Genomic DNA, 16,562 nt, shown 5'->3' on the forward strand with positions numbered 1-16,562 from the left:
CCTGAGCGTTAGTCACCAGACAGGGAAGCGCCTCGTCGGCCGTCGCTGTGGATGAGCCGCAGACGAGCCGTGCACGAGTCGTTCCCTCACCGTGCCCTCGCGACGTCCTCAGAGTCCTTCCGTCACGACACCTGTCACGCCGTCCCGTTCTCACGTCTGTCAGAAGTCCCTAAGTCCCTAAATTCCGAAGTCCCTAAATTCCGAAGTCCCGAAGTCCCGAAGTCCCGAAGTGGGTACCTCCATGTCTGAAACAGCCCGGAGCGCTCCCGGCGCTCTCGAAAAGGCCCCCGATTCCAACCGCTGGAAGGCGCTCGTCTTCATCGCGCTCGCCCAGCTGATGGTCGTCCTCGACGCGACCATCGTGAACATCGCACTGCCGTCCGCGCAGCAGGACCTGGGCATATCCGACGGCAACAAGCAGTGGGTCATCACGGCCTACGCCCTCGCCTTCGGAGGACTGCTCCTCTTCGGCGGCCGCATCGCCGACCTGTGGGGCCGCAAGCGGGCCTTCGTCATCGGCCTGATCGGCTTCGCCGGCGCCTCCGCGCTCGGCGGTGCCGCCACCACCGGCGCGATGATGTTCGGCGCCCGCGCGCTGCAGGGCGTGTTCGGCGCGATGCTCGCGCCCGCCGCGCTGTCCCTGCTCGCCGTGATGTTCACGGACGCCAAGGAGCGCGCCAAGGCGTTCGGCATCTACGGCGCGATCGCCGGTGGCGGCGGCGCCGTCGGCTTCATCCTCGGCGGCGTGCTCACCGAGTACCTGGACTGGCGCTGGACGTTCTTCGTCAACATCCCGTTCGCCATCGTCGCCGCGCTCGGCGCGTACTTCGTCATCCGTGAGCCGGAGGGCGGCCGCAACCGCAACCCGCTCGACATCCCCGGCGTCCTGCTGTCCACCCTCGGCCTGGTCTCGCTCGTCTACGGCTTCACCCGCGCCGAGTCCGACGGCTGGGGCGACTCCCTGACGGTCGGCCTGTTCGTCGCCTCCGCGCTGCTCCTGCTGGCCTTCGCAGTCACCGAGTCCAAGGTCAAGGCCCCGCTGCTGCCCCTGCGGGTGGTGACCGACCGCAACCGCGGCGGCGTCTACCTCTCGCTCGGCATCGCCATCATCGCGATGTTCGGCACGTTCCTCTTCCTGACCTACTACCTGCAGGTCATCAAGGGCTTCTCGCCGATCGAGACGGGCTTCGCGTTCCTGCCGATGGTCGCGGGCATGATGATCGGCTCCACCCAGATCGGCACCCGCCTGATGACCCGGGTCCCGGCCCGTACGCTGATGGGCCCCGGCTTCCTGGTCGCCGCGGCCGGCATGCTCCTGATGACGCAGCTGGAGATCGGCTCGTCGTACGCCTCGACGATCCTGCCGGCGATGCTGCTGCTCGGCCTCGGCATGGGTACGGCGTTCATGCCGGCCATGTCCCTGGCCACCCTGGGCGTCGAACCCCGGGACGCCGGTGTCGCCTCCGCGATGGTCAACACCTCGCAGCAGGTGGGCGGCGCGATCGGCACGGCCCTGCTGAACACGATCGCCGCGTCCGCGACGACCGCGTACATCAAGGACCACATCGCGACCGCGACCTCCAAGCAGCAGGCGCAGCTGGTCCAGATGCAGGGCGCGGTGCACGGCTACACCAACGCCATCTGGTTCGCCGTCGGCATGCTGGTGCTCGCCGCGCTGATCGTGGTGACCTTCGTCAACGCCGGCCGTCCCGGTGCCACCGCCGTGTCCGGGGCCGTGGAGGGCGTCGAGGACGAGGTGGCCGTCCCGGTGGTCGTCCACTGACGGCGACCGTCGGTCGTACCCCTTCGGTACCACTTGGTACCACTCGGTACTAATAGGTGCTACTCGGTACTACCCGTGCGGAACGAGGAAGGGGACGCCTCGTACGCACGGGCCCCGGGACCTGCCCGGCTGCTCGCCGGGTGAACGGCTCAGCGCAGCCAGGGCAGGTCCGCGCCCGCTCCGTCGGGCTGGAGTCCCTCGGCGACGATCTGCATGATCTCGCCGAGGGACTTCTGCTGTTCCGGGGTGAGCCGCTCGAACACCGCCTGCCGCACGGCCGCCACATGGCCCGGCGCGGTGCGCCGCAGCACCTCGTACCCCGCGTCCGTCAGCACCGCGAACTGGCCCCGCTTGTCGGAGGGGCAGTCCTCGCGCCGTACCCAGCCGTTCTTCTCCAGGCGGGCGACCGCGTGGGACAGGCGGGAACGGGTGATCTTGGCCTGCATGGCCAGCTCCGTCATCCGCAGCCGGCCGTCCGGGGACTCGGCGAGGCCGACGAGGAGGCCGTAGTAGATGTGCGGCATGCCCGCGTCCCGCTGGAGCTGGCGGTCGAGGTGGTCCTCCAGAAGCGTGGTGGCGTGCAGGTAGGAGCGCCAGATGCACTGCTCGTCGTCGGTGAGCCAGCGGGGCTCGCGGGGCTCGGGTGCCTCGGGGGACCGGCGGGGCGCGGTGGGCTCGTCGGCGGGTGCGGAAGCGTTCATGCACTCCACTGTACGAGGGATCTCCTTGAATCTTAAACAAATCGGGCGTAGGGTGACCGAAGACATTGAGAGTTAAAGTAAAAGCAGGGAGTCGCCACCATGTCCGCCGCCACCCAGGAGCGCACGCCGGAGCGCATGCCCGCCCTCTATCTCAGCCACGGCGCCCCGCCGCTCGCGGACGACCCCGTCTGGCCCGGCGAACTCGCCGCCTGGTCCGCCACCCTGCCGCGCCCCAAGGCGATCCTCATGGTCTCCGCCCACTGGGAGGAGGCCCCGCTCGCCATCGGTGCCACCGAGACGGTCCCGCTCGTCTACGACTTCTGGGGCTTCCCCGAGCACTACTACCGGGTCCGGTACGAGGCTCCCGGCGCCCCCGAACTCGCCGCTTCCGTCCGTGCGTTGCTGCGCGCGCCCGGCATGCCCGTGCAGGACATCCCGGACCGCGGCCTCGACCACGGTGCCTACGTGCCGCTCGTCGAGATGTTCCCGGCCGCCGACATCCCGGTCCTTCAGGTCTCCATGCCGACCCTGGACCCGGTGAAGCTCATGGAGATCGGCCGCCGGCTGGCCCCGCTGCGCGACGAGGGCGTGCTGATCGTCGGCTCCGGCTTCTTCACCCACAACCTGGCGGCACTGCGGCACATCGGAGCGGGAGTGCCCGCCTGGTCGGCCGAGTTCGACGACTGGGGCCACCGCATGCTGGAGACGGGTGACGTGGACGCGTTGCTCGACTTCCTGCGCAAGTCCCCGGCCGGGCGCCTCGCCCACCCGCGCACCGAGCACTTCGCCCCGCTGTTCGTGACGATGGGCGCCGCCGACGCGGCCGGCGAGCTGGACGCGCAGAAGTCGGTGATCGAGGGGTTCTGGATGGGGCTGGCCAAGCGGTCGGTGCAGTTCGGCTGACGCCCGGGCGGCCGCGGCTCCTGGCCGGCCGGCGGCCGTAGATCCTGCCTGGCCGGGTGGCTGCAGATCCTTCTGCGGATCTTGCCTGGCCGGGTGGCTGCAGATCCTTCTGCGGATCTTGCCTGGCCGGGTGGCTGCGGATCCTTCTGCGGATCTTGCCTGGCCGGGTGGCTGCGGATCCTCTACAGCTCCTTCTCGTACCAGGCGACGTCCCAGTAGCGGCCGAACTTGCGGCCCACTTCCCGGTACGTGCCGAGGTGGCGGAACCCGAAGCGCTCGTGCAGCCGGGTGGACGCCTCGTTGGGCTGGGCGATGCCGGCGTAGGCGCGGTGCAGGTCCTCGCCCGCCAAGGCCTCGAAGAGGGCCTGGTACAGCAGCGTGCCTATGCCCCTGCGGCCCGCGTGCGGGGCCACGTAGACCGTCGTCTCGACGGAGGTCTCGTACGCGGGCTTGGCGCGGAAGGGGCTGGATGTGGCGTAGCCCAGAATCTCCTGTGTGTCCCGGTCCGCGGCAACCATCAGGCGGTGCGGTCCGTCTTCGGGGTGGGAGAGCAACCAGGGGCGTCGCTCCGAAGGGGTGAAGGTGGCGGTGTCGAATGTGATGGGCGTCTCACGCACATAGTGGTTGTAGATGTCGGTGAGGGCCTCGAGGTCCCTCTCGGCACCCGGCCTGACCTGCACCTCTGCACGCTCTGGCGGCACTGCGCCTCCTCCCGGAGCGGCACAGGGTACTGCATGATCAGAAAAATCGGGGGGCGGGTTGGGAATTCTGTCCTGATTCCAGTCGTTGTGCCCATCAGATGCCGGGCACCCGAGGAAAGTGCCGAGACGTACTCGAAGGCGAGTACCGGGCATCTGAAGAAACACCCGCCAGCCCTCCCCACGCTCGTCGATCGAGCGGGGGACTCGCAACGCAAAGGGAGCACGCATGGCAACCCGTGCCGTCGCCCGTCGTCAGTCCGCCTCCGGCGGGACCGTCGACAAGGCCAGCAGTGTTCGCGCACACGGCGGCGAGATCGCGGACCGCGACCTGGTCGGCATGTACCTCGACGAGATCGCGCGCACGCCGCTGCTCGACGCCGCCAAGGAAGTCGAGTTGTCCCAGATCATCGAGGCGGGTGTCTTCGCACGGCAGGTACTCGACGGATACGAGGAGTCCAAGGCCGACGCGACCCGCGAGGAGCTGGCGGCCCTGGTTGCCCAGGGCGAGCGCGCCAAGGACATCTTCATCCGCTCCAACCTTCGCCTGGTCGTGGCCGTGGCCCGCCGCTACCCGCGCAGCGGGCTGCCCCTGCTCGACCTGATCCAGGAGGGCAACGCCGGTCTGGTGCGCGCGGTGGAGAAGTTCGACTACCGCAAGGGCTTCAAGTTCTCGACGTACGCGACGTGGTGGATCCGCCAGGCCATCACCCGCTCGATAGCCGACCAGTCCCGCACCATCCGCCTGCCCGTCCACCTCGTGGAGGAACTGGGCCGCATCCGCCGCGTGCAGCGCGAGTTCAACCGGGAGCACGGCCGGGACCCGGAGCCCGCTGAGATCGCCGCCGAGCTCGGCTCGAATTCGGAGCGCGTCACCGACGTCCTCGACTGGGCCCGCGACCCGGTGTCGCTGAACATGTCGGTGGACGACGAGGGCGAGACCCAGTTCGGCGACCTGCTCGAGGACACCTCGGCGGTCTCCCCGGAACAGTCGGTTCTCACCCTGCTGCGCAGCGAGGAACTGGACCACCTCATCGGCCGCCTCGACCCGCGCACGGCCTCCATCATCAAGATGCGGTACGGCATCGAGGACGGCCGCGAGCGCACGCTGACGGAGGTCGGCAAGGAGCACGGTCTGACGCGCGAGCGCATCCGCCAGATCGAGAAGCACGCCCTGCTGGAGCTGAAGAAGCTGGCCCGAGACACCGGCTTCGAAGCGGTGGCCTAGCCGGGCCTGGCCCGGCGCGACGCGGGCGCGATTCCGGCATGCCGGGCACGGCTACGGGGCTCGGTGCGCCGGACGGCCGAATGGCGTGCGGCAGGCCGTGCCGCGCACGCCGGGTGGCGGAAGACCGCGCAAACAATGGCCACAGGACGCTGCTTCAAGCGGCTGAGCCCTGGGAAAAAGACCTCAGGGCACAAGAGTTCGGGCCCTCCTGGGCCCGCGAACCGGGGTCGGAGGGACACACCCTCCATCCCCACAGACCACACCCGGTCCCGACGCAACCCCCCGGCGCCGGGACTCTCCCTGAGCCGGGCTTCGGCGCCCTTCCCCCCAGGGCGCCGGGGCCCGGCTCCTCTTTCGCCCCGCGTCCGGAATGGCGGGCCACCCCGGACCTGAACCCCGGGGTGGCCCGCCGGACGGCAGATTGTTCCATACGGGCACGGTTTGCCGGGGCGACCGGGGCGACCGGGGCGAGCGGGGCGAGCGGGGCGAGCGGGGCGAGCGGGGCGACCGGGGCGACCGGGGCGACCGGGGCGAGCGGGGTGACCGGGGCGACCAGGGCGACCGGGACCGGGCCGCCGGGGCGGCCTACCCCGCCTTCCGGTCCGGCTCGGGAGCGCCTCCGCTTCCGGCCCGCGTCAGCCGCCCGCCCATCTCCCGCACGGCGGCGACCAGTTCCTCCGGTTCCCGGACCGTGAAGTCGAACCCCAGGATGGCGAGCCGGGCCGCCAGCCACTCGACCGAGTCGCTGACCGTGGCCCGCAGGCGGCAGCCGGCGGCGCCGAGGGGTTCCGGAGTCCCCAGCCAGGACGGCACGCGCGCCGCGACGGCCTCGACGGGCGCGGCGAACGTGACCTCGAAGTCGTAGCCGTACGATTCGTGCCGTCGCTGCATCGACTGCCGCAGGTACTCCGCCGCGCTCCCCGTCGGCAGCTCCCGCGGAGCGAACCGCGCACCGGTCGCGAACGGCCGGCTCACCCGGTCGACCCGGAACGTGCGCCAGTCGGCGCGGTCGAGGTCGTGGGCGACGAGATACCAGCGTCGTCCCGTCGACACCAGCCGGTGCGGCTCGGTGACGCGCCGCGACTCGGTGCCGTCCTTGGCCCGGTAGGCGAACCGCAGCCGCTCCCGCCCCGCCACCGCGGACGCTATGGCGGTGAGCGTCTCCGACGCGATGCTCGGCCCGTCCCCGCTGGTCAACGGCGTCGTCGCGGACTGGAGGGCGGCGACGCGGGGGCGCAGGCGGGAGGGCAGCACCTGTTCCAGCTTCGCCAGGGCTCGTACGGACGCCTCCTCGACGCCCTCGACCGCGTGTCCCGCGCCGGCCCTGAGACCGACCGCGATCGCCACCGCCTCCTCGTCGTCGAGCAGCAGCGGCGGCATCGCCTTGCCCGCGACCAGCCGATAGCCGCCGTCGGACCCCTTCGTGGCCCGCACCGGGTAACCCAGCTCGCGCAACCGGTCGACGTCGCGCCGGACCGTACGCCGGGAGACGCCCAGCCGGTCGGCGAGCTCGCCGCCGGGCCATTCACGAGGCGTCTGGAGGAGGGACAGGAGCTGCAGGAGCCGGGCCGGGGTGTCCGTCGTCATGTGTTCGAGGATGCCGGAGAACTAGGACATGACCTGACCTATTGCCGCCATAGCTTCGGCACATGACCTCAACCGAATCCCGTGGGGACACGCCCGACACCGTCCTCGTCACTCCGGAACGCGCCGCGGAGGAGCCGACTGCGCAGGCAACCGTGGAGTCGGCCGCGGAGGCAACCGTGGAGTCGGCCGCGGAGGCGACCGTGGAGTCGACTGCGGAGTCACCCGCGGACCGACGCCGCTGGTTCGCGCTCGCCATCGTGATGACGGCGGCCTTCATGGACCTCGTCGACGTCACGATCGTCAACATCGCGATCCCGTCGATCCGGCAGGAGTCCGGCGCTTCCTTCAGCCAGATCCAGTGGATAACGGCCGGCTATGCGCTGGCCTTCGCGGCGGGCCTGATCACGGGCGGCCGGCTCGGCGACATCCACGGCCGCAAGCGGCTGTTCCTCGTCGGCATCGGCGGCTTCACGCTCGCGTCGGCACTGTGCGGCTTCGCCGCGAACCCGGAGATGCTGGTCGCCTCCCGGATCCTGCAGGGCGGCATGGCGGCGATGATGGTCCCGCAGGTCCTGTCGATCGTGCACGCGACCTTCCCGGCACACGAACGCGGCAAGGTCTTCGGCATGTTCGGCGCCGTCGTCGGGCTGGGCGCGGTCTCCGGTCCGCTGCTGGGCGCGCTGCTGACCGAGTGGAACCTGTTCGGTCTGGAATGGCGGCCGATCTTCCTCATCAACCTGCCCGTCGGCATTGCGGGACTGTTCCTCGGCGGCCGTTTCATCACCGAGTCGAAAGCGCCGCGGGCGCTGAAGCTGGACCTGGTAGGCGTGGCGCTGGTGACGCTCGCGCTGCTGATGCTGCTCTACCCGCTCACCCGCGGCCTCGAACTGGGCTGGCCGCTGTGGGGACACGTGTCGATGGCCGGCTCGGTCGGCGTCTTCGCGGCGCTGGTGGCGTACGAGCGGCGGAAGGCGGCGCGGGACGGTTCCCCGCTGGTCGAACTGTCGCTGTTCAAGGTCAAGAGCTTCGCGGCCGGGATCGCCGTGCAGACCGTGTTCGGGACCGGGCTCGGCGTCTTCTTCCTGGTGTGGACGCTGTACATGCAGACCGGCCTGGGCTGGAGCCCGCTGCGGGCGGGGCTGACGGGCGTGCCCTTCTCGATCGCGGTGTCCGTTGCGGCCGGGCTGTCCGTGCAGAAGCTCGTTCCGCGCTTCGGACGCAAGGTGCTACAGGCGGGCGCGCTGGCGATGGGGGCGGGCGTGCTGCTCTACATCTGGGAGTCCGGCCGCTACGGCCTCGGCATCGCCGCCTGGCAGATGGCGCCGCCTCTCGTCGTCATGGGCGCCGGCATGGGCCTGATCATCGCCCCGCTGACGGACGCGAACCTGTCCGAGGTGCCGCGCGAGCACGCCGGTTCGGCGTCCGGGCTCATCAACACCGTGCGGCAGATGGGCAACGCGCTGGGGCTCGGGCTGGTGTCGGTGGTCTTCTTCGGTGAGATCCCCGACCGGCTGAGCCGTCAGGCCGTGGGCCCTGCCTTCGTCGACGCCTTCCGGCACGCGATGGGGTGGGTGGCCGCGGTGATGGCCGTGATCTTCCTGCTGATGTTCGCCCTGCCCAAGCGCGCGGGGGCAGCGGCAGTCGGGGGTGCGGAGGCTGCGTCCGCCTGGGGTACGGAGGCTGCGTCCGCCGGGAGTACGTCCGCAGGGGGCGCGGCGAGCGCGGCGGGCGTGGCGAGTGCGGTGGGCGCGGCGGCCAGGGAAGTGGAGGGCGTGAGTCCGGAGGTGGACCGGGCGGAGGCGGGTGCGGCACCGCTGACACCCCACGGCTCCCGGTGATCCGTGGCCTCCCGGCCCCCGCAGCCGCCTGCGGTGGCCGGGAGGCCACGGGGGTGTCAGCGGTGGCACGGCGTCGGGGCGGACGAGGAACCCGTTCGACCTGCGCAGGCTCGGCGGCGGGCACTTTTTGCTATACGGTGACGCCATGTCATCGACGGAACACGCCACCTCCTGTGAAGTGACGCAGTCCGAGGCGCCGCGACCCTGGCTGCCGGCCCTGTCAGGACTGTCGCTCGCGGAGATCGCGGCCCTCGACGACGCCGTTCTGCGCCCGTCGGTCGAACGGCTGCGCCGGCGTGTCGACCGTCCGCTGTCCACGATCGCCGGCAGCGACGGCAGCTAGCCCGTCCGGCAAACCAGCCGGAACCGCGGCGCCCGCCACGCTCGACCGCCGACGTGTCGTCAAGGATGCGGGTTCCGCGTCCCTGCCCTCTTTCCGGCCGGCCTGCGTCCCGGCCTTCCGGCCTGCGTCCCGGCCTTCCGGCCTGCATTCCGGCGCACGCCACCGCAAGCCCCCGTCGCCCGGAGTCGGCCCGACCCGCCGGACAGGCCCCGGGGCCGACGCCCCGATCCGACGCGGCGTGCACCCCACGTCACGGCCCTTGTGAACGAGGAAACGTCGTGCCCATCCGCCTTCACCACCTCTCGGACCCCGTCCTGCGGTCGCTCAGCTCCGTCACCGAGGACGAGGAGGCTGTCGCCTTTCTGCTGGAGGCGGAGGTGAGCCGACGGCTCCTGCTGCTGCGGGCGCTCCTGGACGCCGCGACCGAGACCCCGCACTGCGACACCGCCGCCGTGCGGGTGCACTGGCAACTGCTGGAGGCCGCCGAACGCGCGGCTCCCGCGGCCTTCCGCACCGTGCTGCTCGACCCCCAGGTCGGCGTGTGGTCAGCGGCCCTGGTACGCAGACTGACCCGGCCGGATCCGCGGGCGACGCCGGACGAAGCGCCGCTGGGCGTGGAACTCGGCTTCCTCGGACAGCTGGCGGCGGTCGTGCACGTCGCCGCGGGCGCCGACTTCGCCGTGCGCGTGCCCGTAAGGGAGGGCCGGGTCTTCCTCCCCGGGCTCGGCCGGGCGACCGTCGGCGGCGATCCCTGGGGCACCGCCCGGGTGTGGGCGCAGGACGGGGTGGTGCGCGTAGCCGCGGGCGGGGTGACCGTCACGCTGCCCATCGACCCGGAGAAGGACGGCCCCGGATGGGAGGGGCAGCGTCGGCTGCGCGCGGAGCACGCCGGGACGACCCTGGACCTGGCGCTGGACGACCTGGGACCGTACGCGCCGGTGTCCGCGCTGCCCGCGGCCGGCCGGCTCTCTCCCGCTCGCCACGCCGCCTGGCAGCGCTGGTTCGAGCGCATGTGGCCGGTCATGGTGGACGACCGTCCCGCGGGCGCCCGCGCGCTGGCCGCGGGACTGCGCTCCATCGTCCCGCTCCCGCGCGGGGAGCGGCTGCGGGCCCGCGCGGCGTCCTCGAGCGACGCCTTCGGGTGCGTGCTGCTGTCGGAGCCCGACGAGGACGCGGAGGTCCTTCCCGCCCAGGTCGGCGTCGCCGTCCTGCACGAGTTCCGGCACACCCTCCTGAACGGCGTCATCTTCCTCACGCCGCTCTTCGAAGAGTGCGGCGACCTCTTCCACGCCCCGTGGCGCGACGACCCGCGCCCGCTCGGAGGCCTGGTGCACGGCGCGTACGCCTTCTCGGGGGTCGTGCACTACTGGCGCACGCGCGGTCTTGAGGGGCTCGCGGGATTCGAGTTCGCGCTGTGGCGCAGCGCCGTGCGCGAGGTCATCGGGACGCTGCGCGGGCACCCGGCGCTCACTGCGCCGGGGCGCGCGCTGATCGACGCGCTGGACGAGCAGACCGCGGGCTGGCAGGCGGAGCCGGTGGGGGCGCGCGAGCAGCGTCTCGCGTCGCTCGCGGCGGCGCACCACCGTGCCGCCTGGCGCGCACACCACATGCACCCGCCCACGGCGTACGCTGCGCACCTGGCGCACGCCTGGCGCGCCGCCGAGCGCGCCGGGGGGCGCCCAGACGGCACCGCGCGCCCCGAGGCCGTCCTGCGCGCCGGGGCTGTCCCGCACCCGGAAGCCCCTGCGTGTCCCGAAGCCCCCGCGTGTCCGGAGGCGCTCCCGCGCGTCGAGGCCGCCCCGCGCCCCGAGGCCGTCCTGCGCGCCGACCCGCACGCCTGCCGGCTCGACACGCTCGCGCTGCTGGCACGTCTGCGCCTCATCGCACCCGCGGAGTTCCGCGCCCTGCGCGCCGCGGACGATCCGGCAAGCGGCGTCCCCGGTGCCCTCCCCGCCGACCTGGCACTGGTGGACGGCGACGCCGTGACCGCGGCGAAACTGTATGGCGAGGAACTGCGCGGCCCCGACGCCCGGCCCGCGGCCTGGGCGGGACTCGGCCTGGCGCTGATCGAGTGCGGCGAGCCGGCAGCCGGAACCGCGCTGACCGACCACCCCGAACTGGCCGTGGCGGTCAGCCGTGCGCTGCCCGTCCCGCCGGACCCGCTTGCACTGGCCCACTGGCTGGCCCACTGACTGGCACGCAGGCCGGTCCGCTGACCGCCCTGCCTGTCGACGCACCCAACGGCCGAACACGCGAACCGGCGAGCACCCGAACCGGCGAGCACCCGAACCGGCGAGCACTCGAACCGGCGAGCACTCGAACCGGCAGCAAGCAGCAGCTGTCCGTCACAGGGGCAGCGGGTCCATGTCGCAGTCCGCGCGATGACCCCAGTCGGCGGCCTGGGCCACGGCCGGGTGATCGCCGCCCAGGGTGCGGCGCAGCCGTTCGTGGGTGTCCTGGCGCAGGGCCTGTGCTTCCTCCTCCCGCCCCACCGCCCGCAGGTCCATGGCGAGGTTCGCGGCGCAGGCCAGGGTGGAAGGGTGGTCGTCGTCGAAGACCTCCCGCGACCGGCGCAACGTCTCGGTGTCCAGTTCCAGAGCCGCCGCCGCGTCGCCCAGCGCGAAGCAGTCGCTGGCGAGGTTGGTGCGGCAGATCAGCGTGGAGGGATGGTTCTCGCCGAGCTGCCCGGTGAGCCGTTGCAGGGCCACGGTGTCGATGTAGTGCGCGGTCGGCGCGTCGTCCAGCAGACGGTGGATGACCGCGAGGTTCACCGCGGCGGACAGGGCGTGCGGATGATACGCGCCGTACGTCTCCTCGTACCGGCGGCAGATCGCCGTACCGAGGACGGACGCCTCCCGCAGACTGCCCCGGTGACGCAGATGGATGGCCATTTCGAGGCTGGCCGCCATCGACTCGGGGTTGTGGTCGCCGTACCGGCGCACCAGTTCGGCGTGGATCCGTTCCGCGGTCGCCGCGGCCTCCTCGTGCTCGCCGGCCTTGCGCAGTGCGACGGCGAGGAGACGGACGCAGGACAGCGTGAACGGGTTGCTGTTGCCCAGCAGCGTCGTGGAGTGCTGCGTGATCTGGTGGTGATAGGCCAACGCCTTCTGGTAGTGGCCCAGTTCACGCAGGTCGACGATCATGCCGAGCCAGGTGCGCAACGAGTCGATGTGGTCCTGGCCGAAGATCTGGGTGCGGCTGCGCCAGGTCTGCTCGTCCAGTTCCAGGGCCCGGGCGAAGCGGCCGACCAGCCGCAGGCTCACCCCGAGGTTGTGCGCGGCCCGCAGGGTCTCGGGATCGTCCGGGCCCAGGAGCTCCAGATACTGCCGGTGCACCGACTCGGCGAGTTCGAGGGCTTCCGTGAAGGCCCCGCGCACCCGGTGGTCGATGGCGACGTTGCCGAGGGCGTCCAGTGTGTCCTGGTGACCGGGGCCGAGTGCACGGGTGTGGGCCTCCAGCGTCGCCGCGTTGAGATCGGCGGCCTCCTTGTAACGGCCCATGCTGAACTGCAGGAAGCCCAGCCAGCGGGCGACCTGCAGCGTGTGCGCATGTTCCTCACCGAGGTCGCGGGTCCAGGTCTCGTAGGCCGAGCGGGCCAGCTCCAGACAGGACTCGTAATCACCCCAGCGCAGCAGGTACTTGACCTCGTTCACCACCAGGCGGCGCACCCAGGCGGAGTCGGAACGCACCGCCTCCGAGACGACGACGTGGGGGTACAGGGCGCCGTAACGGTCCCAGCGCAGGGCGTCGTTGGGATCGTTGGGGTCGCTGGCCACCAGCAGCAGGTGGGCGCCGCGCCGCATCGTGGCCCGGTCCTCCTCGGTCATGCGGAACTGCAGCGCCGCCTGCACCAGCCGGTGCATCTGGAGGGAGTTGGTGCGGTGGTTGAAGCGGGCCAGGGAGTAGCGGCCGATGTCCCGGATGGCCTGACCGAGGCGGATCGGGTCGTCCAGCGCCGCATCCAGCTCGGGCGTGACGGGACCCGGCGGCACACGCGAGAGCATGCTTCGCGCGATCGGCTCCGGGGCGTAGAAGGAGCACACCTGCAGCAACTGGTAGGCGGCCGGGTTCTTCGCCTCCAACTGGTCCAGGGAGATGTTCCAGGCCGCGATCACCGGATGCTGGTTGCCCAGCGGAGCGGTGCCGCGCAGCAGGTCGACGCGTTTCTCGTCGAGCAGCCGCAGGTACTCCTCCACCGGCATGCCGGTCTCCGCATGCCACGCGGCGGCCTGCTCTATGGCGAGCGGCAGATCGCCCAGCGCCTCCGCGAGCCGGTCGGCGTCCGCGTCCTCGATCTCCGGGCCCCGGGCCCGTATCAGCTGCTTGCTCTCCTCCCGCAGGAAGACGTCGACCTCCAGCGGACGTGCCAGTGACGCCCACTGGGGGTTGCGCGAGGTGACCAGGATGTTGCCCGGCCCGCCCGCGGGGAAGAACTGCCGCACGGACTCGGGGCTTTCGGCATTGTCGAAGACCAGGATCCAGCGTGAGTACGGCACACCGGTGCGCAGCGCCTCCAGGACCGCGGCCACGGTCGAGGAGGCGTCGGAGCCGGTCGGCAGGCCGAGTCTCGGGGCCAGTTCCACCAGGGACAGGGAGATCTGCGCGGTCCGCTCCGCGGAGATCCACCAGACCACGTCGTACTCGCTCATCCTGCGGTACAGGTACTCGACCGCCAGCAGGCTCTTGCCGACGCCGCCCATGCCGTGCAGGGCATGGGGCAGTACGGCGGTCGCCCGCTCCCGCAGCAACCGCTGGTGGAGCCCGTCGAGGAGCGCTTCACGGCCGGTGAAGTTCGGGTTCCGGGGTGGGATGTTGCCCCAGATCGTCGGCGTGGAACCGGCGCGTCCGTCGTCTGTCGTGTCCGCCGGGGCCTGCTGCGGCATCACCGGCCTCCTCTTCCCGTGAAGGGTCGTCTCGTGAACGGTGTTTCCGTGAAGGGTGGTTGCGTGAGCGGTGGTGCCGTGAAGGGTGGTTGCGTGAGCGGTGGTGCCGTGAAGGGTGGTTGCGTGAGCGGTGGTGCCGTGCTGTCGTGCCCGCTGCGCGTCGTCCCGGTGGGCCGCGAGGGCCGTGCGGGCCGCGAGGACCTCGTCCACTTCTCTCGCCGGCTTCAGGAACGGTCCGGACAGGGCGTGGAGCACGGCGCTCTCGGCCATGAGCCACGGCCGGGACTCCTCGTCGACCTGGGGGAGCCGGTGCTCGGCGGCCCCGCGCAGCAACCGGGGCAGTCGCCACAAGTGTTCCCCGCCGTATCCCGTGCGATCCCCCACGAACTCGACGACCCGCACCAGATCCGGTCGTCGTGCCGCGGCCAGCAGCTCGTCCCGGACGCCGGCGCCGAACTCGAACGTCTCCGCATCCCGGCCCACCGGCACGACAAGGCCGTACACGAGCAGGTGGGCGAAGTCGGTGAGGGAGGTGCCGGGCAGCAGCGCCTGCTGGATCTCGGTGATCAGTCCGGCGGTGAGGGGGAGGGCGGCGAGCATGGTGGCGAGCGTGAACACGTCGCGCGGCACGGACGACCGGAAATGCGCCACCCGCGCCGCCGGCGTGACCGTCGGCTGGCTGCCGCTGCCGCTGCCGCTGCCGCTGCCGTTGCCGCCGCCGCTGCCACTGTCGTTGCCGCTGTCGTCGGCGTCGACGGGCACGCGCACGTGGGGGAACATCACCGTCAGCGGCAGCCACGCGGGCGGGGCCGCGCTCAGCAGCCCGGACCAGGCGTCCAGCCAGCGTGGGGCCAGTTCGAGCACCGGGACCGGCACATCGGGCCGACGGCCGGGCGGCATGTCCCGCACGTCCGGACCGAGGCCGCGAGGCCGCCAGCGTGTCCGGTGGTTGGGCGCGCCCGGCCCGGGGGAGCGCAGCAGCACCTGCCAGCCGCGCAGTCCCGTCGCCCGCCACACCGCGTGCGGCAGGAGGTGGATCAAGGCGGTCGGCCCGGACTGTCCCCAGCGGCGCAGCAGAGGTTCCACCTCGTGCGTGCGCCAGCGCGGGCCCGCGCCGTCGGTGAGGAGCAGGGTCAGCCGCGACGCCGCGGGCCGGCGCGGCAGCGTCGCCGGGCCCGCGCTGCGGGCTGGCGGGAGCCGGTGCACGGTGACGCGGCGGGCCGCGCCGGCGTGGTGAAGGACGGTCGCGAACTCACCGACTGTCGGCAGCCAGAGGCCCATCGTCGGACCGGTGTCGGCCACCACCGCCACTTCCCGGACGCCGGAGCGGCGGAGCGTGCCGCCCAGGCGCCGCAAGGCGGCCGGGACGCCGGGGGGCAGGGCGGGGGGAAAGCCGCCGCTGTTCCGGGAGGCCGGCCAGGAGGGCCGTCGGCCGGTCGGGGTCCCGTCGGGAAGCGGCGCCCGCCGTGGCCCCGTCACGGCTCCTCCGGCGCGGTCCACTCCCAGACGGCGTCCACGGCCTCCTGCCAGCCGCCGTTCTCGGCCAGCGTCGTCAGGACGCCGTCGGCGGCCAGCCGCAGCGCGTCCAGGAACCGTTCGACGACCGGTCCCTCGCTGCGGACGGCCCGGTCCAGGAAGGCGTCCACGACGTCCGGCGCGGGGGCGGGTGCGGATGCGGGTGAGGCGGATGCGGGTGCGGGGCCGGAGAGCGAGACGGGGATTCCGGGCCCGGGCGGGAAGTGGTTCGCGGCGATGGCGCGCAGCAGTTCGGGGCCGGGCCGCCTCGTGCGCAGGGTGACGCAACGTCGTACGAGATCCGCGGACAGGTCCCGCTCGCCCGTGGTCGTGATGACGATCAGCGGGAAGGCGTGGCACCGCACCGTCCGGTCCGGCAGCACCACCGTGGCCGCCGGATCGTCGTCGGTGGCCACCCGCGTCTCGGCGGGCGCGTCGGGCGCGTCGGACACCGAGGGCGTCGCGGACCCCGGGGGCGATACAGGCGCCGTGCCGGGCAGACGGAAGCCTCCGGCGGCCAGGACCGTGCACAGGTCGTCGGGCAGGGTGATCTCGGCGCGGTCGAGCCGATCGATCAGCAGCACCCGGGGCCTGGCGTACGGCAGGAACGCGGTACCCAGGGGGCCCAGCCCGATCCGCCCTCTGTCCCCGGCGTCGTACAGGCCCTCCCGGAGTGTGCTCAGCGACGTGATGCGCCAGTGAAGGACGCGGCCGAGCCCCAGTTCCCGGCTGATGCGGTAGGCCAGCGTCGATTTTCCGGTGCCCGGCTCGCCGGTGACGAGCAGCGGGCGGCTCAGGCGCAGGGCCGCGTTCACCCGGTCGACCTCCTCCGGTGGCGCCGGCAGGTGCTGCCGCGGGGCGCCCAGCATGATGCGGGCGTACGGGTCGGAGGCGGGCGGCGGGGGGAGGTCGGGGCCGCCGCCGAAACTGCGCCAGGGGGGCGCCTCGGGCCACGGCTGGTGCGTCGTACCGGGCAGGCCCGTGCCCCGGTACGGCCCCCACGACACGCTGTTGGGCATCGACGGCATCGACGGCGTCCCTTCGGATGATGGCCTGACACGTACGGTCCACGTACGGTCCTGG

11 protein-coding genes are annotated in these 16,562 nt (G+C 72.2%); 6 read left to right on the forward strand and 5 right to left on the reverse strand.

Annotation, left to right across the window (positions count from 1 at the left end):
- The first annotated feature begins 241 nt into the window (after nucleotides 1–241).
- On the forward strand, nucleotides 242–1,783 hold the full coding sequence (locus tag AB0G63_RS03290) for an MFS transporter (RefSeq protein ID WP_360743454.1): 1,542 nt from the start codon (nucleotides 242–244) through the stop codon (nucleotides 1,781–1,783).
- A gap of 149 nt (nucleotides 1,784–1,932) precedes the next feature.
- Here AB0G63_RS03290 and AB0G63_RS03295 read toward each other — a convergent pair whose 3' ends face one another.
- Nucleotides 1,933–2,484: a MarR family transcriptional regulator gene (locus AB0G63_RS03295; RefSeq protein ID WP_360743457.1), complete on the reverse strand. Its 552-nt coding sequence runs from the start codon at nucleotides 2,482–2,484 to the stop codon at nucleotides 1,933–1,935.
- A gap of 99 nt (nucleotides 2,485–2,583) precedes the next feature.
- Here AB0G63_RS03295 and AB0G63_RS03300 point away from each other — a divergent pair, with 99 nt between their 5' ends.
- Nucleotides 2,584–3,387 (forward strand): class III extradiol ring-cleavage dioxygenase, encoded by an 804-nt coding sequence (locus AB0G63_RS03300; protein WP_360743460.1) that lies wholly within the window; start codon nucleotides 2,584–2,586, stop codon nucleotides 3,385–3,387.
- A 182-nt stretch (nucleotides 3,388–3,569) separates the two neighbouring features.
- Here the strand turns inward: AB0G63_RS03300 and AB0G63_RS03305 are convergent, their stop codons facing one another.
- A complete protein-coding gene (locus tag AB0G63_RS03305; RefSeq protein ID WP_360743463.1) occupies nucleotides 3,570–4,088 on the reverse strand; it encodes an N-acetyltransferase family protein in 519 nt (172 codons plus the stop codon).
- A gap of 226 nt (nucleotides 4,089–4,314) precedes the next feature.
- Here AB0G63_RS03305 and AB0G63_RS03310 point away from each other — a divergent pair, with 226 nt between their 5' ends.
- On the forward strand, nucleotides 4,315–5,313 hold the full coding sequence (locus AB0G63_RS03310; protein ID WP_360743466.1) for a sigma-70 family RNA polymerase sigma factor: 999 nt from the start codon (nucleotides 4,315–4,317) through the stop codon (nucleotides 5,311–5,313).
- A 585-nt stretch (nucleotides 5,314–5,898) separates the two neighbouring features.
- On the opposite strand, the gene AB0G63_RS03315 is transcribed toward AB0G63_RS03310, so the two are convergent.
- Nucleotides 5,899–6,900, reverse strand: a complete 1,002-nt coding sequence (locus AB0G63_RS03315) for a YafY family protein (RefSeq protein ID WP_360743469.1) — start codon at nucleotides 6,898–6,900, stop codon at nucleotides 5,899–5,901.
- Nucleotides 6,901–7,160: 260 nt separating this feature from the next.
- Here AB0G63_RS03315 and AB0G63_RS03320 point away from each other — a divergent pair, with 260 nt between their 5' ends.
- From AB0G63_RS03320 to AB0G63_RS03330, 3 genes are all read left to right on the forward strand, one after another.
- Entirely contained in the window at nucleotides 7,161–8,738 is a 1,578-nt protein-coding gene (locus AB0G63_RS03320; protein WP_360743867.1) for an MFS transporter, read from the forward strand.
- 145 nt (nucleotides 8,739–8,883) lie between these two features.
- Complete coding sequence (locus AB0G63_RS03325; protein ID WP_360743472.1) at nucleotides 8,884–9,081, forward strand: hypothetical protein; 198 nt, start codon at nucleotides 8,884–8,886, stop codon at nucleotides 9,079–9,081.
- 278 nt (nucleotides 9,082–9,359) lie between these two features.
- Complete coding sequence (locus AB0G63_RS03330; protein WP_360743475.1) at nucleotides 9,360–11,273, forward strand: HEXXH motif-containing putative peptide modification protein; 1,914 nt, start codon at nucleotides 9,360–9,362, stop codon at nucleotides 11,271–11,273.
- Nucleotides 11,274–11,426: 153 nt separating this feature from the next.
- Here AB0G63_RS03330 and fxsT read toward each other — a convergent pair whose 3' ends face one another.
- Nucleotides 11,427–15,266 carry an FxSxx-COOH system tetratricopeptide repeat protein gene (gene fxsT / locus AB0G63_RS03335; RefSeq protein ID WP_360743478.1) on the reverse strand — a complete coding sequence of 1,280 codons (3,840 nt, stop codon included), beginning with the start codon at nucleotides 15,264–15,266 and terminating at the stop codon, nucleotides 11,427–11,429.
- Nucleotides 15,267–15,439: 173 nt separating this feature from the next.
- Complete coding sequence (locus tag AB0G63_RS03340; RefSeq protein WP_360743481.1) at nucleotides 15,440–16,507, reverse strand: ATP-binding protein; 1,068 nt, start codon at nucleotides 16,505–16,507, stop codon at nucleotides 15,440–15,442.
- Nucleotides 16,508–16,562 lie beyond the last annotated feature (55 nt).

Origin of the sequence: Streptomyces sp. NPDC020996 (assembly GCF_040641355.1) — a bacterium.
GTDB lineage: Bacteria > Actinomycetota > Actinomycetes > Streptomycetales > Streptomycetaceae > Streptomyces.

Coding starts and splice junctions, on each gene's coding strand:
- AB0G63_RS03290 (WP_360743454.1), top strand. CDS start 242: ATGTCTGAAACAGCCCGGAGCGCTCCCGGCGCTCTCGAAAAGGCCCCC.
- AB0G63_RS03295 (WP_360743457.1), bottom strand. CDS start 2,484: ATGAACGCTTCCGCACCCGCCGACGAGCCCACCGCGCCCCGCCGGTCC.
- AB0G63_RS03300 (WP_360743460.1), top strand. CDS start 2,584: ATGTCCGCCGCCACCCAGGAGCGCACGCCGGAGCGCATGCCCGCCCTC.
- AB0G63_RS03310 (WP_360743466.1), top strand. CDS start 4,315: ATGGCAACCCGTGCCGTCGCCCGTCGTCAGTCCGCCTCCGGCGGGACC.
- AB0G63_RS03315 (WP_360743469.1), bottom strand. CDS start 6,900: ATGACGACGGACACCCCGGCCCGGCTCCTGCAGCTCCTGTCCCTCCTC.
- AB0G63_RS03320 (WP_360743867.1), top strand. CDS start 7,161: ATGACGGCGGCCTTCATGGACCTCGTCGACGTCACGATCGTCAACATC.
- AB0G63_RS03325 (WP_360743472.1), top strand. CDS start 8,884: ATGTCATCGACGGAACACGCCACCTCCTGTGAAGTGACGCAGTCCGAG.
- AB0G63_RS03340 (WP_360743481.1), bottom strand. CDS start 16,507: ATGCCGTCGATGCCCAACAGCGTGTCGTGGGGGCCGTACCGGGGCACG.